Raw genomic sequence first — 24,516 nt, 5'->3', positions numbered from 1 at the left:
TTAGCGTATCAGAAAGCACAAGTGTACAACTTGCTAGAAAAAGTTGGTGTAACCTTTAAAAAGAAGCAGGGGCTAACAAATAATGTGTAGTTTTTTAATATACTTTCACCAAAAGTGACGAAGAACCCACATAGTGGCCAGCTTTTTCGGACTATATTGTTCACTCTATTTCGCTCCAAAATGGCCACTCGGTTCATTTTAAGCGGCTTTAAGCGTTCCGGAAGCCTGACAGGACTCATTGATTGTTTTGCATGGAGAAGTTGAATTGTCAATGCGCTAAAGGCCTTAAAATCGAAACTTATAAATATTTTGTTGGAGTATTTTTTATCGAAGGTAATTTTCTGTTAGTCCAAGTCTAAAATATCCTTTTAGACGCTGAATATTGCCTTCTAAGGAATCAGGCGGAGGGTCAGTGGCCCAACAATTGCGAATACTGTTTGAAAAATGACCAGGTCAGATTGGGCCGGATTGGATATATTTGGGTCAGTCTTTAGGATACCATTAAGACCAGATGGTAAAAACGAGATGTACAGTTTGGAATGAGAATCACTGCACACTTTTAGCGAAATGCCCATTTGGCAATAATAACAAATTTTGACTTGATGATTGATGAAGTATCTGGAGTAAACAGTTTGTCTGAAAAGGCTTCGGTGTGTTACTGGTTGCTGGTGGTTAATGTATTTCTGAGTGGTCTAGAGGTTTGATGAGTAATTTAATCGGGTATTAAGTTTCCATTGGGAATTTATAGATCAATCCACTATCGGAAAGTACAAAAACCCTATGCTCAAAAATCTTTTCCATGATCATATAGACCTGGTCTTGAATGGTAAATGATTTGATCTGATTTTCCTTGATTTCTTGCAGGAAGCCGGTAAATACTAGCTTTTCGATTTTGACTTTGTTGCCAGCCATTATAAACTCGCCTGTGGCGGGTGAAATGGCTTCTGTGAATATTTTTAACGGGGTGTCCTGGTCTCTGAGAAATTTTTGAAAGGGTGTCATATAGTTTTGAAAAGGGATTTGTTTGCCATCTGGGGTGATGATGGACGCGTTGTGTAAGTGAATCATTTGCTCGCTGCTTTCCAGGATCATCCTGGCGGTACCAAAATCGATGTTGGTTATGAAAGGTCTGCTAACGGTTGAATTGATGTGTACGTCCAGTATTCCCGGACTTAAGGTATGGTTGCCGTTTAGATCTTTTTCCTGAACTTCTCTTAGGTTAATGAGCTCTATTCCTTTGTGATTTGCGAAGGTTAGCGCATCCGGGGTAAATCCGGCTTTGGATACTACTATTCCTTTTGCAATATCGGCATCTTCCATGATGCCCAATAGTTTCATCAGGGTATCCTTGGTGACTTTTTTGTTCCAGAATTTGCATTCGATGGCGGTACGGTAGGCTTCCGGTCCGCTGGTCTGCTCGGTGAGCACGTCAATCTGATGGAATACTCCAGACTTTCCTTTAACCTTACAGTCTTTGCCATGGCCGATTACCTTTACGCCGTATTCGTTGCCCAAGATTTCGTGGATGTATTTGGTGATAACCTCGTAGCCCTGCCAGTCTAATTTTTCTTGATTGAGCATATAAATTAAAAAGTTCGGATGTAACTCAGAAAAAGTAATTTTCTTGAAATCGGATCACCTCTCAAATTGCCGCGTTTCTAAAATCAAACTTAACATTTTTTGAACGTCTGCTCAAGTACATATTTCCCTAAATGAAAATAAATTATTTTTTTGATTTTAGTTCCAGGTACCATCTGGATTTACCTTTGAGTGTATTTGAGTTTTAGAAATCTAGATATAATGCGCTTATACTTGGACAGTAACGTTTTTAGGAAAATTAAAAAAGGTGGTAAACTTTTCGATCCGGCATTGAATCAAGTGGTTGATTCCCTTCGCCCTGCTTTTTTGTTTTTGTTTTCAGATGCACATCTAGATGACCTTTCGGGTTCAGATCCTATCTACCGGGAGTTTGACCTTAACCATATGCAGCAGTATGTGCAAAAGAATTACCTAAGTTTCGACCATGTATATAAGAAGCTTCACATTTATCTGGCGACACCTCCAGAGGCTTATCAAAATAAGGATTATGAAACCTATAACCGAGTTCTGCAAGACCCTATCGGTTATGTGGAGGAGCTTTTTGGTGATCCGGACCTGGCGATGCTCAAACAGTTGATGAAATCAATTTTCGATGGTCCGCTGCTGGCGGGCTTAAAAAATGACCCAAGCTTCGCTAAATTAGTTGGAGAACGAACTGGTGAGGCATTGGGTAACGTATCCACAATAAGAGAAGCGGTAGCGGGTATGGGTTCAGTCTCTGAGCTGCTCACAAGCAAAAAGGAGTTTTCAAAATACCAAAATATTATCCGGGAGTATATTTCAAGAGAGGACTATAGCTTTGACACCTGGTCATTTGATTTTGATCAGCGCATGCGGGATACTGCTTTTGGAAAAACTTTTACCGAGATGGTGGAGATCATCAATACAGGGTCAGACAAGAGTGACACTTTTAATCGCTTCGTAAATTTTTATAGTCAGTTGGAATTCCTGGGAGTTACTGAGGAACGTGCAGGTGGAAAGCGCAAAAAGAACAGTTACATTGATATATATCGGGACGCTGCACATGCCTATTTTGCCAGTAATGCCGATTATTTTGTTTCCGATGATAACGGGGTTTTGGTTAAAGCCTTTATTGCCTATAAAATGATGGGTATAAAAACCGAGGTAATTTCTTCATCAGAACTGATGTTAAAATCGCGTTTGTTATTGGCTAATGAAGATGATCTTTCCTCCTTTTTACAGGGACTTAAGTTTTCAGCAAGCAATGGATTTGTGCTCCATAGCACTATACCTGGGGACAAAAAGGTAATTAAACTTCCCTACCGCGTGCTCAATTATTTTAATCGTTTGCAGTTAGAACAAACTCTCGGCGCTTTGTCGGTGCTTTTGTTTAGAACTGGCGATGATGAAAAAGGTGTGATGTATTCGGAGTTCGATCTGCTGCTCACAAAATGTATCCGGTTGTTTGGCCTGCCGTCTGATCTAAAAGAACGCGTGGCCATTGATGACTATGAAAGTGCCGGAGATCGGGGTATTTTGCGTGAATGGAAGGTTGGAACATCAAATATCACCTTGGCCTTTGGTACAAACAGCCATCATAAGCAAGTCATCTATCTTCAAATAAATTTGGACAGCAACGCTTAAGTCTGTGGTTGAGGTTTTCTGCATTCAAATGCCAAGTATTTCCTCAAAGTCAGACACTGTAACGAAAGACCTAATTTTATATTTAACTATGGAAACACAAAAAGGAAAAAGCTTTTATCTCATATTCATACTTGCTCTAGGTTTTACTGCTTATTATGCTTTTTCCTCTTACCGGGGAAATGTAAGGATGGCTGAATATGACATTGCCAAATTGGAGAATAAAAAATTGATCGCAAGAATCGACAGCCTTCTTTCTAGGGTTGATGAGGATAAGTTGACTGAAAAAGAAATCAATGAATGGGCTGATGAAAGGGAAATGGCTTACCAAAAGCGTGATATTATTGAAAACAATAAACTAATTGGCTCTGGGGTGTACCATAGGCGGTTGATTAAGTTTTGGTCTGGGCTTGCAGTTACTGTTGTTGCCTTTGGGGTGTATCAATATTTGAAGCGCAAAAAATCAAAGTAAGTTTTTTGTGGGCAAAGCTCATTGTTTGAGTTATGATTATCTTAGTTGATCCGACATGTTTTCGCTCCACGCTTATTCCTACCGACTTCGTCCGGTGTTGCGAACTTCTACGAGAATGTTTTGATGATTATTTTAGGTACCCGCTAAGCGCAAATAACAAAACGACTGCAATTTAGGTATCCAGTTGTCCCAGTTGTTCCATATGCTGTCGGCGTAGGCCATCCCCTCTGCTGATAAAGTCCATTGCTGATCGGCTTCTATTTTGTCCAGGTCAACAAGTCCCATCCCATGAAGATTACCAAGCAAAGTATGGAAGTTAGTGCTACCAAGTTCTGCGAACTGATCAGTCAAGCTAGGATATTTATCTTTTAAGAGTGACAAACCTGAGGTAAAACAAAAAAAGTACCTTAAAAACGCATTGGGATGACCATTTTTCTGCGCGTCCTGAAGATTACTTACCTTTCTGGAAGGAAGGCAGTAGAAAAGAAATTGTATGGTAAAAAGACAGGTCATGAGCATGCCACGCTCATCCTGCAATTCTACTGGCATCATTGATTTGTGATCGGGATTGGCTAAAAACCCATCCAATAGACCTGCAAAAACGCATGAGTCTACGTCCATTTCCATGGTTTGGCTATCTAAGGCACTTAGACCGTTGTTGGTGTTTTCATTAAATGTATCCCTTTTGTTGTTTAGTAGGTATCCGATATGCCCATTTGCAATGTGCCGCATTTCGTGGCGAAGGATAAAGCTTAAAATAACGTTGTATAGGAAATTATGTAAATCCATTCGGGCAGCATCAAATAGAACCTGCTTTTCAAAACATGCCATTGCAATATCCAGGGAATACCAATTGGGCACTTCCAAAGTTGGTATTTTGAATTCTTCTGTGGACATGCCCAAGCCAGCGAAGACATTGTTGTTTGATAAAACAACGTAAAGCGCATCATAAATCCATCTGAATACTCCTTCATCCACAGTCATTGAATAGGTGGGCAGATCCGGTGATGGAATTTTTGAAATTCTGATCGAAAAATTTCCTTCCTGCTCAATATTGGTTTCCAGTGCGAAAGCTTCACCTACCAGCTCGCTAATTAAAAATGCGACGGTGTCTTCTAAGTATTTCTCGCTTTTTTCTTTACTTACAGCTGAAGAATCGGGCTTAAGGCATACTCCAAATCCGGGAATATCAAACCGCGGGAGCGCTTCTCTTTTTAACATGTTTTATTTGGCGTTTACTGGAGATTGGATGAACCCCCGAGGAATCGTGGATTGGGTGACCTCGAAATAATCAGCTGGAAGGGAAAAAACAAACTTCTTTTCTATTAAAAAATAGAAATTGTCGGTCGTTTGATAAACCTTCCTTAGCGAAATCGAACGATCTGAACCAACAGTTTTACAGATCTCATCATTCTGTATTTCCTTGAATTTATCTGCATTCAAATAGTAGCGCGTTTGTGTTCTGAGTTCGCCACCATATCTTGCTGGTATATCAGTGACAAGATAAGAGCCAAATAGCGCGGCTCCAGATACAACAGCCAGTACCACGGACCCAATTTTGCTAGCCTGATAGGTTTGATGATCTTTATTGTAAATTCTAAGACAGGAACAGCCAAAGAAAATCAACATCTGTAATGTGTAGAGCGCAACTTTACCAGTAATGGGAAATGTAATTGTAAGGATGCAAAACAAAACCATTGGACATAGCAGAAACATGCCTTTTAATGCTTTTGATACATCAGGCTTCATGGGAATTTTATTGAGCAAAAGGCTGACAAAAAGTACTGAGATCATGATCCATGTGGATGCATCCATATCCCGGCCATAAAAAACGAAGCCCAATGGAATTGTGTAAAGAATGGTGTAGCCCATTGCATCATGTAGGTTGTGGATCAATGTCTCTGATTTTCCCGGGTCAACATTATCATAGTTTCCGGATTTGAAGTCGGCAAAACAAAGCGCTACAATTGGCCCGATAATTACCGACAGGAGCATTCCATGTCTGAGCACGGAAAAATCCAGTCCTATATTTTCATCAATACCATAGGAATACAAATAGGTTTCAAGGCTGATGTATCCCAAAAGATATACGATAATTGCCACAATGGGAATTATCCCGGCATATTTGGTGAGATTGTCAATCATTAAGAGCGTATTTTTCGTGCAAGATAATTAAATTACAGGTAAAAATTTATATATGGCTTTGAGGTTTTCTAGAACATTGTCATCTTCTGTAAGCTGGTTAATCAACCTAGTTGTATTTAACAGATCGGCCATATACCAGCTCAAGGTTGTTAGGTCCTCTACGATTAGCCGGATGTTTAGTCCCCGACGCGTTTGTTGCTAAATTTGCTGTGTAAATCCTTTTCAACTTGCTTGCTGAAGGCCATAAAGCCTGACGATAAAACAATGTGCCTTGTTTGCTGTTTATAAAAATCAGCTGGTAGAATTATAACACAGCCTTATTAGGTGCTCATTTCGGCGAAAATGGCTCCATTGTTTCGGGGCAAAGTGGCCGCGAATTAGGCTGCCGAGTGAGTCCATAAAGTTCCTTTCCCTTGAACGAATATAGCTAACTCTCCTGGATTACCATCCATAGCGCCTAAAGCGTTTCTCATTTGACTCCCCGACTCATTTTTACATCAAAACATCACCTTAAACACCCTTTTTCAACTACTCCAAAGCTCGGCCTCAAAATAAGGCGATTTAAAGAAGGTTAACAACAAAGGTGAACCATGCTCCCATCCTGCAGTAGAACGGAAGTTCCTGGGGCTTAAATTTGGCTTATTTGATCAAAATGATTAGTGAAAAGCAAGACGAAAATATGGCTTAGAACCTAAAAACGGCCACTTTGTCCCGAAATAGGCGGTCAGTTTGAAGCGGAATTAAACGTCAGTTTAAACGCGGAATGAGTGGCCACTTTTGGCGAAATACCCAGTTATTTAGGTATATCGATCTAATAGGAGTAATCCCTTGAGTTTGGAGCGAATATTTTTGCGCGGCGTGGTGACGACCCTTTTGATCTTCCGATAATGTTTGCCGTTGAATTCACGGCCTAGCTTTATTACCTAAATTGTTCATGGCTCAATGGTTTTGATTGGGCCAAAGGCCAAAGCTGAGAAGGTAAAAAACGGTTTTACGGGAGGTTGATTAGAAAGTTGTTACAGATATATTGTATTTTTAACCTTGACCAAAATAAGCTAGATCAATGAATATCATATTAAATAAAGGGCAGAAATTCTCCCGGACCTTTGACTTGAATTATCTTGCCAAGGAAGGGAATATCTATATAATGGATAACCATTTAGCTGCATTCTGGTGCTGGAGCAAAGATCTTGACCCAATGAAAAACTACACGCTATTGCATATAGATAGGCATAATGACTTAAGTGATGCCTTAGTGAAAGAGGCATTTCATCTCTATAAAAATGAGAAGTTTAAATCCATGCCAATTGAAAAAGCAGTAGCCTTGAAGGTAAATGGTCATCAGATGTTAATGTGGAATAACTTTATCGAACTATATAATGTCTTTAATCCATATACGTTAAAAAATTTCGAGTTTGTAACCCCTGTTAAACTACCAGCAAAATACAGGTATTTAAAAAATACTTCACTAAAGAGATGGATGAATAAAGAATTCACTCTGCAAGAGCTTTTTGAACAGCAGGACCGAAAGGCACAAGCTAAAATAATCAACCTAGATATAGATGTCTTTTTTATCGAAAGAAATGGAAAGTATAAAAAAATACTAACCGATAATGAATTAAAGACCTTTGCAGATAAAATTAGGCCATTGATTGATAAAGCTGCATTGGTAACCATAGCGTTGAGTCCAGAGTGCTGCGGAGGCTGGGAAAATAGTATTGCAATGTACAATAGCCTAAATAAATATCTTAATTTGAGTATCGATCCGTTGTCAATTTAATAGAACAGAAGCATAATTTAGCAACAATTTAGATACTAGAAAGACAATCTACATGAGCATAAACGAAGAAAATTCACATCAAACTTGGATTAGACGACCTGATCTAAATAAGGTTGCGGACGGTATTTGGGAATTAGGTTTTATATATCAATCCGGAAAAGTCTACTTTATGGACAATCACTCTGGTGCAGCCTGGTGCTGGCTTCATCATTTAGACAGCCAACAAAAATATGGTTTCTTCCATATTGATACTCACGACGACCTAGTCAGTAATGAATCTCCAGCCTATATGCGGTCTCTTTTGCTCAATAAAGAAATGACGATTGACGAGTATTGCTCTATTCAGACTGGAATGGATGGAAGTCCCGATGTTAAACCCTTATTTCGTTATGATAATTTCATTGCGAATCTGAACCACGTATTCCCTTCTTTCTTCAATACAAACATATTCAGTATAAATGAACCGCGACAAAAAGTCCCTCCTGGCTTTAAAATTAATCGCTTCATTGAACCAAACGAGCTTTTGGATCTATTTCCAGCTATTATAAAAAGTGAGGAGCAATGGATTATTGATCTAGATATCGACTATTTTTTTCAGGAAGAAGGAAATGACAATTATGTTCAGTTTCTAGATAATGATTACATCGACGAACTGTGCGAAAAAATCTGCATGGCAAAAGACAGCATCGCAGTAATTACAATTGCGATGAGCCAGTATTTTTGTGGAGGATGGGAAAATTCAAAACAAGTGACAGAAAGAATAGCAAAAAACCTTGACATCTCAATTGACCTTCCCGAAGATTATGACGAATAAGTTTTCTCTCTCGTTTCGCTTTTTCTAAAGGAACTAGTCTTTCACTCCAAGGGTTTTTCTGAAATCATCTTCTATTTTGGAGATGATTGATGGAAACTCCTTAACAACTCTTTCTGAAATAGCATTAAGCCTGTCCAAATTTATTTTGTAACCCTCACTCGATCCACGTTCCATCTTCAGAAAGCATTGGTTGGAATCAAAGTCATAAGCTTCAGACCAATATTTTTCTAAAATTTCATCCAATTGTGCGGTTGACTCCTTTGAAAAATATAATTTTTTGGGAAGATAGAAGTTTTTAAAATCGTTAAAAGCCTTATTAAATCTATCTATCCTAGCAGCTTCTTCTTTTTCTGCATCGCTATATATCATATGAAAAGTTCTTGTATAATCTACCATCGCACTATGAAGCTCAACAAGTTGAGCATACAGGTCCCTTATAACACCTGCTCTTTCAAGATGTAGATGTGAAAACTGGACCTGAGCCTCCTGCTTAATGCTGTCAAGCTTGGCTTTATGTGCTTCTAAATCCTGAGCAAGCGCATGTGTAAAGGCTATATTTTCCTGTGCGAGATCTTTCTTTATCACCTCAATTTCTTTACCCAGATCACGATCTAGGATATATTTAATTAGGCTTTTTATTAGAAAGAGTGCAACTCCGACTATTAAGACGAAAGCGCCGTTGGTTATTGCAAGTTCAATGATTTTATCTTCCATTATTAAGTTGAATTGATATAGTATATTCCTTATTGATATTTTAAATTACTAAGAGTAAGTTATACTTTTCTCCATTATACATAGTGAAGCATGAAATGGTGTAATCATAAATATACAAATCGCAAATCTTTTTACCAGGAATACTAGATTAATGCGGTGACCAGTATTCCACTGCTTGCATCATAACTCCACTCATATCTCAATCCTTGCTGTTTCCATTTTTTGGGTAAAAATCTTGATCCTTTTTAGGTGAAATTCATAGTTACCCTCAACTAACTAAGCTTTCTTCGCTTCAACCACCTCATTCCCAAAATCCTCTGAGAGCTTATGATGAAAGTTATTATACAGATTGGCATCAGTTGCTAGGTTCTCCATAAAATCCGTAAAAAACTCTTCAATGGACTGCAATAAATATTTAGGATTGACAACAATGAAATTTTGTTGTTCAATCAAAGGCTCCTGTATGTAGCTTTCATCAAAGCAAAATTGCCCAAATTGCTTAATGTGACCTTCATGCAATAGACCGCACCTAAAAAACTGATAAAACGCCTTTGCAGTTTTATCAGATACTCCCAGATTGGATTCGCACCAATCAGCAATTCTTTTTCCCACCCCTGGCTCTGCACTCGAATATCTAGCAAGAGCATCAATTAGTAGGCATTCCAAGGCCCCCGCTGCAAAAGCCATTTTGTTATCAACTAAAACCGCAACTGGTTTTAGGTAATACTCCTTTATACGCTCGGGAAAATACTTCAGTATCTGCCCCTTATCATTCAAATTGAGTTCTTCGAGTTTCAGTGACGGCGAAAAAAAAATTGCATCATCAATACGCATGTTTTAGATTATAGGTAAATTAATATAATTTAGTTCTCGGGCCAATCTGATGGTATCAATTTATCTTTTGAAACCTTTGGCCATTGATATTTGGTCGCTCTTTTATATTCATCATGGTAGCTTAAATAAGCATGTTCTAGTACGATAACTTGGAGTCCATTCTGATTTGCAACCTGGGTAAAAATGAAATCAAAATGTTTTTCTAAGGCGGTGCTATCGTCATCATCATTACTTGTGATTTCGGTTAACTCGGAAGCATCAATTTCTTTCTTGTTCGAGTAATATGGCCTACTGATTTGATCTAGGATCAGAAGCCCAGGAACAGTAGATTTTTTTTCTGCCAGAAATTTTTGGAATGCAAAGGCAAATGAAAGGTGCAAACTGAGGTAATTTTCATCTGAGCCTACGTTTTCAAACTGTGTTTTTTTCTGAGTTTCTGAATCACTTACCACTAGCTTTGGATTTTTAGAGAAAAAATCAATATCACAATTTTCTATTGGTATACCTCTGGGCAGTTCCTTGAGGTTGGCTGTAGTATATTTGGAAATTTTCCTTTCGGCGAGTGCAATACGCTCTTCCTTTTGACTTTTTCCATATTTACTGGCTATTTGCTCTATCTCGTCATTATATTCATTAAGTTTTTTCTGATCAAATGTCTCGACTGTACTGTGGTTATCAAGAAAGTAAGAAATCCGGCCAATAACACGGGTGATGCTCTGGTTGAGGACCAATTGTCTTTGTGCAATTTCAGATTCTTTAATCAGGTTGCGAATATCCGAGTCAGTTTTGTTTATGCTTGCCTGTAAAGTTTCGATTTGCTTGTCCAGGTCCTTAACAAAATTATTTACCGAAGGCTTGTGCTGTTTAACAACGTTTTTTTCGCGTTTAAGTTCTACAATTGAATTCTCAATCTGCTTTGAAAGTTCATTTGGCGCTGTAAAGTCTGAGCTACATACTGGGCATTTTTCCTCAGTATGCTGAAAGAATTTACCAAGATCTAGTTTAGATATCTGCTTATCCATCACAGCATCATATTCAGATGTCGTGGTATTCATTTGTAGCGCTGCCGTTCTTTTTCGTCGAAGTCCATTCAATAAATTGAGATCGTTTACCTTAACCTCTTGCAAAGCCTTTACCGTATCCTCATTTTCAAAGTTAACTGTTCGGTATTCCCAATTTGTTAAGCTCTGAAGGCTACTTATGAGTTGGTCTTTTGATGCCTTATCGATGTCATCACTCATTTGATAAAGACCAACCTGGGACGCCTCGGCCAGAAGTGATTTGCATTTTTCTAAGAGGTTATCCTGATGTTGATCAAATAACATCTTTTTCTTTTCTTCATTTTCCACGCCTTTTCTCAAGCCTCTAAGCCGCTTCATTGCTTCGAGTTCATCCAAATCTATGGCTCCTAAAAAATAGGGCAAAGAATCAATAATTCGTTTAGATGCATTTGCATCGTCCAAACCGTACATCAAAACTTTGTCGGATATGATGATATTTTTATCCAGATACATATACGGAGTAATTTGCCGAATAGATATCTTGTTTATATTGAACTCATTGTCTGTTTGGTTCACTTCCTTAAAACCAAACAGGTTTTCCATTAATCCCTTTACTTCATCGATATTTCCTGAACCATTTAGTCCACTTGCCAATTCGGGCAGCTCCGCTTCAGAACCATACTCAAAATACATATTCCCTGACGCTTTACCCGTTTTAGACAGTTCGCGCGCAACCACAAATGCTGTAGTTCCGTCTGACCATCTCGTAGCGATATGGGTTACCCGAGCCGATACAAAGGCCGGGATGTTGCATGTTGAAGACCCCAGGCAATAATCGATGGCACTTATTACTGCTGACTTACCTGTGTTTGATGCACCAGTAATAATGGTTACATCATTTATATTGAACTCTATCGTACGACAAAGATCATTTTTACTGTAGAAAGCCAAATGGCTTATATTCCATCTACTCATACTTCTAGTCCCAAATGGTTAAATATTGTTTTAGTTGATTTTATCTGGCCTATCCAATTACCCAATCTTTTTGAGTTTTTAAAAAACCTGCCCAGTGTTGCCGATCCTTGAAAGTTGCCCGTGTTTTGTGGTATGCCCCACAATTTGCCTTTTTCATCAAATTTTATGATTTTCTTGGCGATACCATAGGAAATTGCTGGTTGGATATATTCAACTGAATCATTAATTCTGTCACTTAAATTTACTACAACAACGGGATTTTGTTTAACCCATGCGTAGAATCCGGTTCTTATAGTAGTTCCGTTAAATGTAGTATCCAAATCCCCTGATAAAATCATGGGGATTGGCAGTATAGCTAGTGCAAAGGGTAATCCATCTTGAGCTTCTTCATTATAACCTTCAATGAAGCTTAATAAAATCAGGGATAGAAAAGCCGGATTGGTCGCGGCAAAAACATCTACGCTTTTATTCATCGGAATCAGTATTTAAGAGCGTTTGAAAATCACAGTGCCAACCAACCTTTTTATCCGAAGACAACATTTGGTAACTCCCCCTAATCAGATCGGGATTATCGTAAGAAGTAGATATTTTGCCAATCTGCTGGTGTGCCTGGTTATGTGTCCAGTCCAGAAGCAATCGTCCTTCTTCCTTAATCTGATCGTCGGTACATTTATCTTTTTTGTCCGTTATTTCTTCAAACTTGTAAGACCATTCCCTAATAAGTGATTCATCGTATTTTTCAAGCTTCTTTGCTGCTGGAAGGTTGTCGCCAATCCATTTCTCCCGTTGGATACGTGCCCGTATTTCAGTTTGATAGGATCGGTTAACTTGGGTTCTACTGGCTTCAACAAGCTCTAATTGCTTCATTTGAATTGGATGTGGACTGGTGATTGGAGGGATTTCCATATCCGGCAGGTCATCAGAAAAACCGTCATTATATAGTTCTGAGCCTTTTCTACTAATAAATTCCTGTAATTCTGATTGGTAGATGCACTGGTGTCGTTCGCCCGTGAGTGATTGAACAGCCTGTCTATCCCACCATTCTAAAATACGCTCTGCTAACGATTGTTGAATTTTAGGGTCTGTTGTAGGTCGGATTCTTTTTAAAACTTCTGCCGTTGCCTGTGCAACAGTGAACGATTCTGTTTTCATCCTGATATTTTTCAGCAGGCTTTTGCGCTGCTGAGAGGAAAGTGCGAGAAATGCCTGACAGCCTTTATATTTTTTCGCAAATGGCAATTCATCTTCCTTTTCGCCCTTTGAAAGTTTAATTACATTTTCAGCAACGGTATCGGCTCTTTTATCCACGACACGTTTTGCTTCGACGGTCAAAGCTGTTTCGAGTTTTGTTCTGGATGCACGCTCATTTAATAGCACACTTAGCTCACTTGCTGAATCTAATTTTGCGACTGTTGACAGTGTAAAAATACCATCGTCGGCGTTATTGGTACTCAGATAGTCTGTCCAGACTTTTAAGGTTCTCCAAAGCTCATCGCTTTTTATGGAAATGGTGGAATCATCACTGATCGAATGCTTTAACTGATGTAATTCTTTCCTTGATCCGTCGCTTAGAAATACATCATCAAACGTTTCAATGCTTACATAAGCGCCAGGGTTTTTAGAATCAAATAGAGTGATGAGTGCGTAAATTGCTTGGTAGTAGTAACCGAGAGCTGGCCCTACTGCCTGATGGCTAACTGTACTCATATATATAATGGCATATATTCATGGTTAATTTAAATAAAACTAAAGTAGGAAAATTTATTAACTTTCGGTATTCATGCCTCATCTCGCTTATTTAGTTTATTCTCTTTGATGCAGACTATCTCTAATATTCGACATTATTTTTGCTTTTTATATGCTTCCTGTCTTAGTCTATCGATCTCAAATACTTGAAATTCATCAATCATAGCCTGTAGTTCAATATCGGATAAGCCGTGGATTTTGAGCGTTAATTTGCCAATATCCTCTTTGAAAAAAGTGACGTAGTTTAGTGCTGTTTTGTAGTCTGTTTGGGTTATTGACGATGGATCAATAATTCCGTCCCGATAATCGACATAAAATGTTTGTTGTTTAAGCTCATCAGCTTTTTTCCACCAACTGTAGTTGCCATATGCGTTGATGGTTCTGCTCAATAAAATCTGAATACTCTTCATTACGCCATCCCCTTTATTCCTTTTTGGGAGTGTGGTATTGAAAAAGAAAAGATATACCGAAAAAAAATCTTTTAAGAGATCATGCCTTACTTTATGGTTGTAGAAAAGTTTGGTAAACCAAGGCAGTTGCTTCAAATTTACATTCCGACTCATCAGCAGGCACCAGAAGGATTTAATCAATTCTTCCGAGCCCAATATTAGGTGGGCGATGGCATTTTGTGGCTGGTCATTTTTGGCCAGTATATCTGCACAGGAAAAATGGCGATCAGCATTTTCGAGTACCACTGGATAAATACTGTTGTAATCTCTGGCATTTAGTGAAGTCCAGATTTTGGAGGGCGTTTTAGAATTCATTTACTCGGTTAATTAGTTTGACTGTGGATCATTTAGGCCAAGTTTATCGGCTAAAAATTGCACTGCGGCAGGAAATGACTTTTTCTCAATTTCCTGTATGAAACTGATTACGCCACCACCTTTTCCGCATTTAAAACATTTATAAATCTGCTTATCTTTTGAAACAGAAAAACCAGGATTCTTACAGAAAGGACAAATTCCTTTGACCTGAGTACCTATCGGGGTAAGGTCAATATAATCCTCAACTATGGATTCAATTGATGTTTTCCGGGTGACTTCCTCGACAAAATTCTTTGGTATCATCTTGTTTATACTTGGTTATGGCCAAAGTTAATTAAATTCCACTTCAACATAACAATCGTTAAATTTGCGCATGCTTCAAATTAACCTCGAACTGATTTTAAATGATAAAGATCAGATTAAACTTTTGCTGGATACCATTAAGAAATATCGGATTGATAACCCCGTATATATCGTTGAATTAGAAGAGTGCGTTTCAATAAGCGTTGATAGTGACTATGAGCAATATGAGCTAATTAAAGAGTTTGCTGATCACTTCGAAGATTATGAACTGGTTAAGGACATAGAAAGTAGTCGAGAAGAAATATTATTGATTATCAAACGCAATCAATCTGCCTTTAGCACTGACGGCTGGGGGCGTAGGTGGAACGAAGATGACATAAAAAGTAATTCCTATCTGGTTAAGAAAAGGGAACGAAAACCATCGAAGGCGCCTAATTCTACTTTTTGGGTGCTGTTTGGTGAGGAAATCCAGGAATATAAAACCTATGTTGTTCCTGGGCATATTCCTGAAACTAATCAGCAGGGCTATCTGGTAGTCAGAGACGATCCCAAGGAAAATCCCGATACAGAAATTTTATCAAGCTTACTCAAAACCAAAACTGAAGGTTTTTGGGCAGCCTATCAATTGAAATTACCACAGATTGAAAAAGACTACGAGGACTTTAAAAAGCAATCTAAAAGGAAGTCAAAAAAGAATACAAAAACAGGCAAAGGCAATGAAGAAGATAATTAAATACTTATAACCAGTCTAACAGATTGATAATTCAGCTGATTATAAAAATACTTGCGGGCATTCATTAAAAGTTTTGACAAGATGATTTCTCTTTTCTATTTTGTCAAGCGACTTTTGGTATTCGCTGTAAACAACAGTCTTAAAATCTCCGCTAAGTAGGCTTAGTAAGCTGTCATAATTATTCTCTCGCTCAAGTTTACTATATCCAGCCGTTCCATATAGTAGTGGATAAATAAGCTCCGCTTCGTAACTATCTTCATCGGATTGATCAGCCAAACCACGGTAATATTGTTGAATGGCAAATCTAATACTGCCCAATTCTGATGAGATCAATTCACTATGAAGTGAAGAAAACAGATTGCTCTCAATGGATGCAGCACTAGATTGGTTCTTGTATTTTGATATGTCAAATTTTCGAGGGCCTTGCGGGGTCATGAATACTACAAATTCGTTTTTCTGTAATACCTTACCGCTAATTTCATAAAGCAGGTCAAAATCGTTGTTGAATGGCTTTTCCTCATAAAGTTGCCGAAATAATGAAGCAGTTATCAATTTGCCATTCACACGGATTCTCTCAATTGTTATTGTTGGGGCATTTATCATATCATTAAATCTTATTTGGCATAGCAATTTACGCTGCTAAAATACTTTTATTTCCAAACATTTAAAATGGATTTATATCTAGTGTACATTCCAGCAACTTCTCCTTAATATACAATATTATGAATCTGGATCACAGAATCTTTCAACTTGTAGGAATAAGAAGAACTGAAGATCATGTTGCGTTCCAGCATGGTCTAAAGAGTGTAATCCAAGACCGTCTGAAAAGCGAATCCCTTGATCACCGGAGGAAAAAGTTTACCCGACACAAAGTCAGGATGGATCATGGCTATTTTCTGCCGCTTTCACCCGATATGCCTGCAGAAATCCTGGATCGTGAAGCGGTATATCCGAATAAATCGGTTTTTAAACGTTTGGATATGAAAACAATGAAATCCTGCACTATTCCCGCCTGCACACCAAAGAAACGCTGGATATCCTGGATGTTGTCGGCAACTGCTCGGTCAATGCGGCTCAACATGAAATTGTCCATAGAAAGGCTAATGATACGTATTAAAAAAGGCATCCCAGTTTAACCGGAATGCCTTGCGAATTTTATTATACTGATAGCTCTAAAAAAATACTTGTTCGAGCGTACTGCTTGGATCTGAGTCAAAAAGATCCTTTATTACCCTTTGTTTTTCATTATAGGGTATTACCAAGCTAAAATTTTCGTAATTAGAAGGGTTAATAGTAATCCTTTTCTGGGGAACCAATAAATCAACTGAAAGCTGTTTTAGGAATTCCTGACTACTTAGAACCCTGGTAAAGTCGTCTTCAGGATCGAAAACTGGCGAAATTGTCGATCCCGGACGGCGTCTGAAAGTATAATCCTGCCCATTTATGCTAATTGATATCAGCTTTCTCCAAAGAGGCCTGTCAGGAATAACAACCAGTTCCAAATCGACTGGGAGGGTCATTGGCTGAGAAGAAGGCATGTAAGGAAAATGTCTGGTAAATGGTCTAAGCTGATCAGAAATTAAGTTGAAACATTCAGCGAATGCCTGTTGATGTTCGAGCGTAAATAATAGGTCGATACAGGCGCATCTGTGCCGTTCTCTGCGCAGTAGGCCCTTTGAATCAAAATAAAGCTCGAACAACATTCCGTTCACAACGTGGGTCTTTCGCGATCCAAAGCGGTGCTCAAGTGAAACTCCGAGGTTGTTGAAAATTCCTTGAGCTGAATGAGCATTATTTTGAAAAGCACCGACTAATCCTCGGCCGATCAAAAAAAGTTCCTTGTCCTCAATTGTTTGCAATTGAACAGATACGAGATTGGACAATGCCGCGTTTTGATGGTCCCAATTCCCTCCAAGACCCCTAATTACATCGCTAATGTTTGTGCCATGACTATTTGCTCGGTAAACCGAGTCGACAATCGCATCATCAGGATAGGGCATATTATTCGCATGCCTCATTTGTCCGGAATTAAAGCTATACTCGCCAATAAGCGAAGTGTGTTCCCAACTTATTTGTACTCCACCGGAAAGTGCTGCTACAGTTGTCCTGACCCGTTTAAAAAAAACTTCTATTGGAATCTTCTCATCTTGTATATGTGTTAGGAATGCAGCGGTATACCTGCTATGCCCTTCGCCATTGTCATCATTAGCTCCCTGACCCGGTGAGGTAGAAAATGCAAGTAAGGTTCCTTCCGGAGCATTTACAGGTCCAAACCCTCTGGCTGCTGCTGATCTTGTCCCATCTGGAAACGGTTTTCTACAGGCATCTAATATAACGATCTTAGTTTTGACTCCAGAGAGTTTCATCACTTTCAGGACTTTGTCCAGCTCTATGGAATCTCTTTTTATCATAAATGCGGAGGTGAGATGCATTTCTTTACCGCACAGAAGATTTTTTTCCTCTACTTCAAACCCATGTCCAGCAAAATAGAACAATCCAACATCATATCCCCTGAGTTGATCTTCGAAATCTGTGACCGCCTGGTCGAACTCAAAGATACCGGGGTCTTTAAGTAATTTTGTTACATAGCCAAGTTTTTCTAGTGTATCGGATATCGCTTCCGCATCTTTCACCGCGTTATCCAGCTTGGTAGTGTTTTCATAGTCGTCAATACCAACAACAAGAGCAAGTCCGTTCATATCGCAAATTTAAGCAATCTGCAAACAAAAAAGATATCCCGAAACTGGGATACCTTTCAACCAAACTAACCAAAATCGGGACTACTCACGTCGGTATCACTCTACCGGCCAAAACTAGCTGCCTAAGGATCACTTTTGGTGAAATGTCCACAATGGACTTCCAGCAGAAGTAAAAAAACGTTTTCATCTATTACCTTGCATCTGGAGCGATGACTCCGTTGCCCATTATATTGAAGAATACGGTCATGCATCGCCTTTAAAAGAGCTCGGTGTTTTACCACCTAGTTCCTTGATACAGTATAACAATGGAAATAAGAAAGGATTTCATTTCGGTATAATCAAAGTAGAAGATTTATCATCGGAAGGGAAATCCCAAAAATATATACCTAGTAGATAATCCTCACGATTCTCTACTAGATAATAACCATCAGTTACTCGTTTAAAACCAGATATTTATACTTTTTGACCACATTGATTTTCATCAATACGTTTCTTATTCTTATAAATTTCCCTGATTATTCTGAATAGCTCCTGTAGATGTTGCATTACAGATTCCGGTTCCCCGCATAAGGAAATCTTATAAACCTCAAAAGGTTGCTCTAAAAAGAGCAACCTTTTTTATTTTACTTTGTAAGTATAGTCAACAATTGTTCCTTCAAACATCTTAATGTGAATTGCGATTAGCTATCCGAATTATTAACAGGAGATCAACTTAAGGCATTTATTATATCCATTTGTTTTTCCAATTCAGCCAGTGATAGCTCGCCACGACCGAAACTGATCTCCAATAGGGCTGCCTTTTCCGTTTTAGTCATTTCACGCTCCGATAAACGCAGAGATGCTTCTAGCTCATCCGGCAGCGGCTCCAGTAAGCTGGAATGATTTGAATAGGCAGCGAAATAACGCAGACCGAATTTGCGCAGGGAAACTGCATCAAAATGTAAACCATCGGGATTAGCGGTAAGGTCCTTTGCAGTTACAAAATAGCAATTTGGTACATTAATCGATACCTTAATCAGCGCTGCATTGATTTGTTCATATTCGGTAAAATATTTGCCATATCTGCCGTCGCTCAGATAATTACCCAGCCCACCCATCACAAAAGGCAGATCAGGCGTATTCAAAGTGGTACGAAATGCAGACACGATAACCGAAAGCCTTTCATAGTATTCTGTATGCCGCCCTCCGAAGCTGTCGTTCTCTCCCTGGTGCCAGAGAATACCACTCAGCGTACTTGTTCGTTGCGCCAGCTTTGCTTGAAATATGGCATTTTCAAACAAAACGCCACCAACAGCCCATTCATCCAAACTTGCGCCACCTTCAGCACAAGGGATCAGACCGATCTGACCGCTGTTCTCAAGCCGCCAAGCAGCAGCAAAAGCGGCAGCCAGGCTAGCACCCGAAGTTGGTCTATCAAAATTAATAGGTTCCGTCATGGTTTGCCAACGACCGTTAACGAGCATTTTGATCTGCTCGTCATATATCTGACCGACATCTTTAAGAAATCCGCGGCCAGCCATATTAGACTGACCAGCCATCAGAAATGAATTTATCATAGGTTAAAATTTAAAAATCAGCATAAGTTTATCAAATGATGACAGTTCGATTCGGTCGATTGAATAGCCCATACCTAGCATAATTGCCATCAGTGTAGCAAAAGTAGTGACTTATCAGGATTAATTTAAGCCTACGAAATATTAAAAATTAGGTTCGTATTTAATCTGGGAATCGTAGCGCTTTGGGTTATACCGATTTATCGACATCAAAATGGCTTCCAAGAAAAATATTCGAAACCTTTTAAAAAACATTTGGTTGTACATACAAATCTTAAAATACATCACTATGGCAACTACAACAAAAACAACGAGCGTAAAAAGTTCAACAACAAAAAAGGTAACAAAACCTAAAAACAAAACTGGTAAAATGGAAAACTCAGAATTTCATAAATTTTTTATTGATGAGTTAAAAGACATTTACTGGGCAGAAAAGCATTTGGTGAAAGCTTTACCAAAAATGAAAAAAGCAGCCACAAGTCCTGAGCTTGCTTCGGCATTCGAAAAACACACTACGGAAACTCAAACACACATTGAAACACTTGAAGAGGTTTTTTCACTACTTGAAGAAAAAGCTACAGCTAAAAAATGTGATGCCATGGCAGGACTATTGGAAGAAGCAGATAGCATTATTGAAGATACTGAAGCAGGTACAATGGTGCGTGATGCTGGATTAATTTTAGCTGCACAAAAAGTAGAGCATTACGAAATTGCAACTTACGGAACTTTAAGAACCTTTGCTGAAAATATGGGGCATACAGAAGTTGTTGATTTATTAAGCCGCACACTCGAAAATGAAAAAGAAACGGACGTTGCATTAACCGAAGTTGCAGAAAGTTTCATCAATGAGGAAGCAGCATCTGAATAATAGAAATTTAAATTAAATAAAATGCTCTGAATATTATTCAGGGCATTTTTTATTTAAACTGGTTTTCAATTTATATACGTTTCGGAACTAAAGATAAAAAAACACAAAATAAAATGCTCCGTATTTATACGGGAAATACAATAGTGTTTTAAATCATTATTTATAAAAAACCCACCCAAAATGGAGTTAAAGCACTTTAAACAATAAGCTCACTGATTACACATTATAAATCATTCTTTGATTGGTATAGGTTTTGTTTTACGGAAAGCATCACCCCTAACCTATAATAACATGACTCAATTTGAATTTAACAACATGGTTAATAACCATTCGGCTTCGCTTCGGATGCATGCGCTAAACTTCACAAAAGATATTGAAGATGCAAACGATCTTGTTCAGGATACCATGCTTAAAGCCATTCGCTTTTATCAAAATTTTCAAGAGGGAACGAATATTAAAGGCTGGCTTTTCGTAATTATGAAAAATACTTTCATAAACAATTACCGCAAAATCACTAAATCAAAAGCTTTGGTTACTCAAGATGAAGAAATTTCATCTGCAAACTTGATGTACAGTTCGGAACAAAATGGATCAGTTGGAAAGTTAATTATTGATGATATCCAAAAGGCACTAAATAAGTTGCCTGATGTTTACAGCGTTCCATTTATTAAATATTTTGAGGGCTATAAATACCATGAAATTGCAGAAACATTAGATATTCCACTAGGCACTGTTAAAACTAGGATTCACGTAGCAAGGGAAATGCTTAAAAAATACCTTAAAACATATTCTAAAGCTAATCAATATGCTTAGAAACACGAAAAAGCCTTTCAAATATGAAAGGCTTTTTCATTGGTAATTAGTTCAAATATTAAAGCTTTATAGATTTTTGTATTTTTCAGGAAATAAATAACCTACTAAATATTCCTAAAAAGAAAACCCTGAAGTTTAAATTTTCAGGGTTCATAAATCTAAGCTTTAGTAGTACGTTTTTCTTCACTTCGCTTTAGTAAAGCATTAATTCTTTTTAAAATATCGTCAATATCAAATGGCTTGCTAATATAATCATCAGCAAAAGCAGCAGTAGCTTTTTGTTCGCTATCATTTTGAGCAGACATTACAATAATAGGGATGTGTTTTGTGAAAATATCTGTTTTTAAATCTTCACATATTTCTGCACCATTTCCATCTGGAAGCATCACATCCAATAAAAATAGATCAGGCATTGCATCCTGAATATTTTTTTTCAATTCTGAAAAAGATGATGAAAGCTGTAATTCAAAACCTTCTTCTTTTAAAAGGATTTCAATTACGTTTCTAATTTCCTGATCATCCTCTAATATGTGTATTCGTGTTTTTCCCATATTCAAATCTAAAATTAATTGTTGGCTGGTTGTTTTTATTCTATACAATTGTTACTGTAACACCTAAAGCTTCTAAATGTTTTACAATTTGTTCAGAAATTCCTTTATCCGTTATAATATGATCGATTTCTTCCAATCCACATATTTTACCGAAACCGCGTTTACCAAATTTAGTCGAGTCTGCAAGTACAATTGTTTTTTGCGACACATCAATCATTTTCCTATTTAAATGCGCTTCCATAGCGTTTGTAGTTGTTAAACCGAAGTCTAAATCTATACCATCTACCCCAAGAAAAAATTTATTAAAATAAAAATCACCTAAAATCTGTTCAGCATAAATTCCCGTCACAGATGAAGAGCTTTTACGCAGCAAACCACCCAATTGAATTACCTCAATACTCGATTCTCGCATAAGCTCAAGCGCCACATTTAAGGCAGATGTAACCACCGTTAAATTACTTCCAGGAACAATATTTTTGGCAAAATACAATACAGTTGTGCCTGATGCAATTACAATAGAATCGTTATCGTTAAGCAACCCAGCAGCTGCCAAACCAATTTTATTCTTCTCTACCGATTGTAACTTTTCCTTTTCATTAACAGAACGATCCACCGTATACGGATTATTCACCGTAGCACCACCATGCGTTCTAAATAGTAAACCCTTGTCTTCAAGCAACTTTAAATCCTTTCTTATCGTTACAGAAGATACTTTTAGTTCCTTGCACAAATCAACTACATTTATATACTGATCCTTTTGCAAGCGATTTAATATAAATTGATGTCGCTCAGCTAAATTCATCATAAGCTTTTAAATTATATAGTAACACAAAATAAGCAAATAAAGCAGCTACTCTTTACCCCTTATTTAAAATTATTTAACAATAATACCACATTATTTCGATTATTATTATTTATACTTGCGTATTGTTTCGTTTTAACTAAAATAGAAAGCAAATGAAAAGACTACATCAATACAATTCTCCAGAGCAAATAGATTGGGATTTCATAATTATAGGCGGTGGAGCAACTGGTTTGGGAACTGCGCTTGATGCAGCAAGCAGAGGGTTTAAAACTATTTTGGTTGAGCAATCTGATTTTGCCAAAGGCACATCAAGCCGAAGCACTAAATTGGTTCATGGAGGGGTACGTTATTTGGCGCAAGGCGATATAGGTTTGGTTAGGCACGCACTTAAAGAACGTGGCTTAATGCAACAAAACGCCGGTCATTTAGTTAATAAAGAAGAATTTATCATTCCTTGTTACGATTGGTTCTCTGTAGCAAAATACCTTACCGGACTTACTATTTACGATTGGCTTGCAGGAAAATATAGTTTTGGCAAGTCGAAATATTTATCAAAAAAGGAGATTACAGCGTTAATGCCTGGTATTAAAACCGAAGGATTAAAAGGCGGAATTAGCTATTTTGACGGTAAGTTTGATGATGCAAGATTAGCCGTAAATATTGCTCAAACTGCAATTGAAAATGGTGCCACTTTAATAAACTACATGAAAGTTACCAATCTGTTAAAGGATTCGAAAGGAAACATAACCGGCGTGGAAACTGAAGATATGCTTACTGGTAAAACCTTAAAACTAAATGGCAAGGTAGTAATTAATGCAACTGGTGTTTTTGTTGATGAAATATTGCAAATGAATAATCCTCAATCTAAAAAGATGGTACGCCCTAGTCAAGGTGTGCATATTGTTTTAGACAAGAGTTTTTTGAAAAGCGAATCTGCTTTGATGATCCCTAAAACTTCAGATGGAAGGGTTTTATTTGCTGTGCCATGGCATAAACATGTTTTAGTTGGCACAACCGATACGCCTTTAGATGAGCATAGTTTGGAACCAAGAGCCTTAAAAGAAGAAGTTGAATTTATCCTAAATACGGCTTCTGCTTATTTTAAGCAACAACCAACGGAGAAAGATATTTTAAGTGTATTTTCAGGTTTGCGCCCATTAGCTGCGCCTACTAATGCCGGAAGCAATAGCACAAAAGAAATTAGTCGCGATCATAAATTGGTTGTTTCTGCTAAAGGCTTAATAACAATTACTGGGGGCAAATGGACAACTTACAGGAGAATGGCCGAAGAAACTGTTGATCTTGCCATTTCAAGCACAAACTTAGAAACGAAAGCATGTGTAACTAAAACCTTAAAAATTCATGGAAGCACGCCTTCACATGGAGAAAATCATTTAGATATCTACGGATCAGACCGACCTAAAATTGAAGCCCTGGCAGATTCCAATCCAGAATGGGAACAGAAACTTCACCCAGACTTCCCGTATATTGAAGCTGAAATTATTTGGTCTGCACGAAATGAAATGGTCGAAACCGTTGAAGACTTGCTAAGCAGAAGATTAAGAATTTTATTTATTGATGCTCAAGCAGCGAAAGAAATGGCTCCAAAAGTTGCTTCACTCCTAGCTAAGGAATTAGATGCTGACGAAAGTTGGATTGAAAATCAAATTTCCGTTTTCAATACTTTAGCTGATGGCTATTTATATAAAGTGAGTTAATATTATCCAAACCTTTAACCTAACCAA

The 24,516-nt window shown here is 37.9% G+C and carries 24 protein-coding genes; 9 read left to right on the top strand and 15 right to left on the bottom strand.

What is annotated here, in order from left to right; all coding sequences use genetic code 11:
• Positions 1-723 precede the first annotated feature (723 nt).
• Positions 724-1,581 carry a restriction endonuclease gene (locus EHC72_RS11750; RefSeq protein WP_131537891.1) on the bottom strand — a complete coding sequence of 286 codons (858 nt, stop codon included), beginning with the start codon at positions 1,579-1,581 and terminating at the stop codon, positions 724-726.
• A 231-nt stretch (positions 1,582-1,812) separates the two neighbouring features.
• Between EHC72_RS11750 and EHC72_RS11745 the strand changes: the two genes are divergently transcribed.
• Positions 1,813-3,204 carry a hypothetical protein gene (locus tag EHC72_RS11745; RefSeq protein WP_131537890.1) on the top strand — a complete coding sequence of 464 codons (1,392 nt, stop codon included), beginning with the start codon at positions 1,813-1,815 and terminating at the stop codon, positions 3,202-3,204.
• 88 nt (positions 3,205-3,292) lie between these two features.
• Positions 3,293-3,673: a hypothetical protein gene (locus tag EHC72_RS11740; RefSeq protein WP_131537889.1), complete on the top strand. Its 381-nt coding sequence runs from the start codon at positions 3,293-3,295 to the stop codon at positions 3,671-3,673.
• Between the two features lie 132 nt (positions 3,674-3,805).
• On the opposite strand, the gene EHC72_RS11735 is transcribed toward EHC72_RS11740, so the two are convergent.
• Both EHC72_RS11735 and EHC72_RS11730 read right to left on the bottom strand, forming a co-directional pair.
• Positions 3,806-4,894 (bottom strand): hypothetical protein, encoded by a 1,089-nt coding sequence (locus EHC72_RS11735; RefSeq protein WP_131537888.1) that lies wholly within the window; start codon positions 4,892-4,894, stop codon positions 3,806-3,808.
• Between the two features lie 3 nt (positions 4,895-4,897).
• A complete protein-coding gene (locus tag EHC72_RS11730) occupies positions 4,898-5,818 on the bottom strand; it encodes a hypothetical protein (protein WP_131537887.1) in 921 nt (306 codons plus the stop codon).
• A gap of 1,063 nt (positions 5,819-6,881) precedes the next feature.
• On the opposite strand from EHC72_RS11730, the gene EHC72_RS11725 reads away from it, so the two are divergent.
• Both EHC72_RS11725 and EHC72_RS11720 read left to right on the top strand, forming a co-directional pair.
• Positions 6,882-7,598, top strand: a complete 717-nt coding sequence (locus EHC72_RS11725) for a peptide arginase family protein (RefSeq protein WP_131537886.1) — start codon at positions 6,882-6,884, stop codon at positions 7,596-7,598.
• A 52-nt stretch (positions 7,599-7,650) separates the two neighbouring features.
• On the top strand, positions 7,651-8,412 hold the full coding sequence (locus EHC72_RS11720; RefSeq protein ID WP_131537885.1) for a hypothetical protein: 762 nt from the start codon (positions 7,651-7,653) through the stop codon (positions 8,410-8,412).
• 33 nt (positions 8,413-8,445) lie between these two features.
• On the opposite strand, the gene EHC72_RS11715 is transcribed toward EHC72_RS11720, so the two are convergent.
• The 7 genes from EHC72_RS11715 to EHC72_RS11685 form a co-directional block, all read right to left on the bottom strand.
• Complete coding sequence (locus EHC72_RS11715) at positions 8,446-9,126, bottom strand: hypothetical protein (protein ID WP_131537884.1); 681 nt, start codon at positions 9,124-9,126, stop codon at positions 8,446-8,448.
• Positions 9,127-9,402: 276 nt separating this feature from the next.
• Positions 9,403-9,960, bottom strand: coding sequence for a hypothetical protein (locus EHC72_RS11710; RefSeq protein WP_131537883.1), 558 nt, complete (start codon positions 9,958-9,960; stop codon positions 9,403-9,405).
• Positions 9,961-9,989: 29 nt separating this feature from the next.
• Positions 9,990-11,936 (bottom strand): DUF3732 domain-containing protein, encoded by a 1,947-nt coding sequence (locus EHC72_RS11705; RefSeq protein ID WP_131537882.1) that lies wholly within the window; start codon positions 11,934-11,936, stop codon positions 9,990-9,992.
• Positions 11,933-12,409, bottom strand: a complete 477-nt coding sequence (locus EHC72_RS11700; RefSeq protein ID WP_131537881.1) for a three component ABC system middle component — start codon at positions 12,407-12,409, stop codon at positions 11,933-11,935. The genes EHC72_RS11705 and EHC72_RS11700 overlap by 4 nt, the downstream gene beginning before the upstream one ends.
• On the bottom strand, positions 12,402-13,643 hold the full coding sequence (locus tag EHC72_RS11695; protein WP_131537880.1) for an ABC-three component system protein: 1,242 nt from the start codon (positions 13,641-13,643) through the stop codon (positions 12,402-12,404). Before EHC72_RS11695 ends, EHC72_RS11700 begins: the two co-directional genes overlap by 8 nt.
• 134 nt (positions 13,644-13,777) lie before the next feature.
• Positions 13,778-14,446: an AbiV family abortive infection protein gene (locus EHC72_RS11690; protein WP_131537879.1), complete on the bottom strand. Its 669-nt coding sequence runs from the start codon at positions 14,444-14,446 to the stop codon at positions 13,778-13,780.
• 12 nt (positions 14,447-14,458) lie between these two features.
• Positions 14,459-14,749, bottom strand: coding sequence for a DUF6671 family protein (locus tag EHC72_RS11685; RefSeq protein ID WP_131537878.1), 291 nt, complete (start codon positions 14,747-14,749; stop codon positions 14,459-14,461).
• Positions 14,750-14,819: 70 nt separating this feature from the next.
• Between EHC72_RS11685 and EHC72_RS11680 the strand changes: the two genes are divergently transcribed.
• On the top strand, positions 14,820-15,482 hold the full coding sequence (locus tag EHC72_RS11680) for a hypothetical protein (RefSeq protein WP_131537877.1): 663 nt from the start codon (positions 14,820-14,822) through the stop codon (positions 15,480-15,482).
• A gap of 39 nt (positions 15,483-15,521) precedes the next feature.
• Here EHC72_RS11680 and EHC72_RS11675 read toward each other — a convergent pair whose 3' ends face one another.
• The gene (locus EHC72_RS11675) at positions 15,522-16,085 is read right to left on the bottom strand and encodes a hypothetical protein (protein WP_131537876.1); all 564 of its coding nucleotides are present in this window, start codon (positions 16,083-16,085) and stop codon (positions 15,522-15,524) included.
• 119 nt (positions 16,086-16,204) lie between these two features.
• On the opposite strand from EHC72_RS11675, the gene EHC72_RS11670 reads away from it, so the two are divergent.
• The gene (locus EHC72_RS11670; protein ID WP_131537875.1) at positions 16,205-16,618 is read left to right on the top strand and encodes a hypothetical protein; all 414 of its coding nucleotides are present in this window, start codon (positions 16,205-16,207) and stop codon (positions 16,616-16,618) included.
• A 36-nt stretch (positions 16,619-16,654) separates the two neighbouring features.
• On the opposite strand, the gene EHC72_RS11665 is transcribed toward EHC72_RS11670, so the two are convergent.
• A complete protein-coding gene (locus EHC72_RS11665) occupies positions 16,655-18,181 on the bottom strand; it encodes a caspase family protein (RefSeq protein WP_131537874.1) in 1,527 nt (508 codons plus the stop codon).
• A gap of 707 nt (positions 18,182-18,888) precedes the next feature.
• The gene (locus EHC72_RS11660; protein ID WP_131537873.1) at positions 18,889-19,737 is read right to left on the bottom strand and encodes a sialate O-acetylesterase; all 849 of its coding nucleotides are present in this window, start codon (positions 19,735-19,737) and stop codon (positions 18,889-18,891) included.
• A gap of 286 nt (positions 19,738-20,023) precedes the next feature.
• Between EHC72_RS11660 and EHC72_RS11655 the strand changes: the two genes are divergently transcribed.
• On the top strand, positions 20,024-20,602 hold the full coding sequence (locus EHC72_RS11655; protein WP_131537872.1) for a YciE/YciF ferroxidase family protein: 579 nt from the start codon (positions 20,024-20,026) through the stop codon (positions 20,600-20,602).
• 291 nt (positions 20,603-20,893) lie between these two features.
• On the top strand, positions 20,894-21,415 hold the full coding sequence (locus EHC72_RS11650; protein WP_131537871.1) for an RNA polymerase sigma factor: 522 nt from the start codon (positions 20,894-20,896) through the stop codon (positions 21,413-21,415).
• A gap of 158 nt (positions 21,416-21,573) precedes the next feature.
• Here the strand turns inward: EHC72_RS11650 and EHC72_RS11645 are convergent, their stop codons facing one another.
• Complete coding sequence (locus EHC72_RS11645) at positions 21,574-21,966, bottom strand: response regulator transcription factor (protein WP_131537870.1); 393 nt, start codon at positions 21,964-21,966, stop codon at positions 21,574-21,576.
• A gap of 40 nt (positions 21,967-22,006) precedes the next feature.
• Positions 22,007-22,771 carry a DeoR/GlpR family DNA-binding transcription regulator gene (locus EHC72_RS11640; RefSeq protein ID WP_131537869.1) on the bottom strand — a complete coding sequence of 255 codons (765 nt, stop codon included), beginning with the start codon at positions 22,769-22,771 and terminating at the stop codon, positions 22,007-22,009.
• Positions 22,772-22,923: 152 nt separating this feature from the next.
• On the opposite strand from EHC72_RS11640, the gene EHC72_RS11635 reads away from it, so the two are divergent.
• On the top strand, positions 22,924-24,489 hold the full coding sequence (locus tag EHC72_RS11635) for a glycerol-3-phosphate dehydrogenase/oxidase (RefSeq protein WP_131537868.1): 1,566 nt from the start codon (positions 22,924-22,926) through the stop codon (positions 24,487-24,489).
• The last annotated feature ends 27 nt before the right edge of the window (positions 24,490-24,516 follow it).

Origin of the sequence: Pedobacter nototheniae (assembly GCF_004335085.1) — a bacterium.
Classification (GTDB): Bacteria; Bacteroidota; Bacteroidia; order Sphingobacteriales; family Sphingobacteriaceae; genus Pedobacter; species Pedobacter nototheniae.
Note: the sequence above shows the minus strand (reverse complement) of the source record. Positions and strands in the feature narration are given on the sequence as shown.

Excerpts from the sequence above, each read along its gene's own strand:
- EHC72_RS11750 (WP_131537891.1), bottom strand. The coding sequence starts at position 1,581 with ATGCTCAATCAAGAAAAATTAGACTGGCAGGGCTACGAGGTTATCACC.
- EHC72_RS11740 (WP_131537889.1), top strand. The coding sequence starts at position 3,293 with ATGGAAACACAAAAAGGAAAAAGCTTTTATCTCATATTCATACTTGCT.
- EHC72_RS11735 (WP_131537888.1), bottom strand. The coding sequence starts at position 4,894 with ATGTTAAAAAGAGAAGCGCTCCCGCGGTTTGATATTCCCGGATTTGGA.
- EHC72_RS11730 (WP_131537887.1), bottom strand. The coding sequence starts at position 5,818 with ATGATTGACAATCTCACCAAATATGCCGGGATAATTCCCATTGTGGCA.
- EHC72_RS11725 (WP_131537886.1), top strand. The coding sequence starts at position 6,882 with ATGAATATCATATTAAATAAAGGGCAGAAATTCTCCCGGACCTTTGAC.
- EHC72_RS11720 (WP_131537885.1), top strand. The coding sequence starts at position 7,651 with ATGAGCATAAACGAAGAAAATTCACATCAAACTTGGATTAGACGACCT.
- EHC72_RS11715 (WP_131537884.1), bottom strand. The coding sequence starts at position 9,126 with ATGGAAGATAAAATCATTGAACTTGCAATAACCAACGGCGCTTTCGTC.
- EHC72_RS11710 (WP_131537883.1), bottom strand. The coding sequence starts at position 9,960 with ATGCGTATTGATGATGCAATTTTTTTTTCGCCGTCACTGAAACTCGAA.
- EHC72_RS11705 (WP_131537882.1), bottom strand. The coding sequence starts at position 11,936 with ATGAGTAGATGGAATATAAGCCATTTGGCTTTCTACAGTAAAAATGAT.
- EHC72_RS11700 (WP_131537881.1), bottom strand. The coding sequence starts at position 12,409 with ATGAATAAAAGCGTAGATGTTTTTGCCGCGACCAATCCGGCTTTTCTA.
- EHC72_RS11695 (WP_131537880.1), bottom strand. The coding sequence starts at position 13,643 with ATGAGTACAGTTAGCCATCAGGCAGTAGGGCCAGCTCTCGGTTACTAC.
- EHC72_RS11690 (WP_131537879.1), bottom strand. The coding sequence starts at position 14,446 with ATGAATTCTAAAACGCCCTCCAAAATCTGGACTTCACTAAATGCCAGA.
- EHC72_RS11685 (WP_131537878.1), bottom strand. The coding sequence starts at position 14,749 with ATGATACCAAAGAATTTTGTCGAGGAAGTCACCCGGAAAACATCAATT.
- EHC72_RS11680 (WP_131537877.1), top strand. The coding sequence starts at position 14,820 with ATGCTTCAAATTAACCTCGAACTGATTTTAAATGATAAAGATCAGATT.
- EHC72_RS11675 (WP_131537876.1), bottom strand. The coding sequence starts at position 16,085 with ATGATAAATGCCCCAACAATAACAATTGAGAGAATCCGTGTGAATGGC.
- EHC72_RS11670 (WP_131537875.1), top strand. The coding sequence starts at position 16,205 with ATGAATCTGGATCACAGAATCTTTCAACTTGTAGGAATAAGAAGAACT.
- EHC72_RS11665 (WP_131537874.1), bottom strand. The coding sequence starts at position 18,181 with ATGAACGGACTTGCTCTTGTTGTTGGTATTGACGACTATGAAAACACT.
- EHC72_RS11660 (WP_131537873.1), bottom strand. The coding sequence starts at position 19,737 with ATGATAAATTCATTTCTGATGGCTGGTCAGTCTAATATGGCTGGCCGC.
- EHC72_RS11655 (WP_131537872.1), top strand. The coding sequence starts at position 20,024 with ATGGCAACTACAACAAAAACAACGAGCGTAAAAAGTTCAACAACAAAA.
- EHC72_RS11650 (WP_131537871.1), top strand. The coding sequence starts at position 20,894 with ATGACTCAATTTGAATTTAACAACATGGTTAATAACCATTCGGCTTCG.
- EHC72_RS11645 (WP_131537870.1), bottom strand. The coding sequence starts at position 21,966 with ATGGGAAAAACACGAATACACATATTAGAGGATGATCAGGAAATTAGA.
- EHC72_RS11640 (WP_131537869.1), bottom strand. The coding sequence starts at position 22,771 with ATGATGAATTTAGCTGAGCGACATCAATTTATATTAAATCGCTTGCAA.
- EHC72_RS11635 (WP_131537868.1), top strand. The coding sequence starts at position 22,924 with ATGAAAAGACTACATCAATACAATTCTCCAGAGCAAATAGATTGGGAT.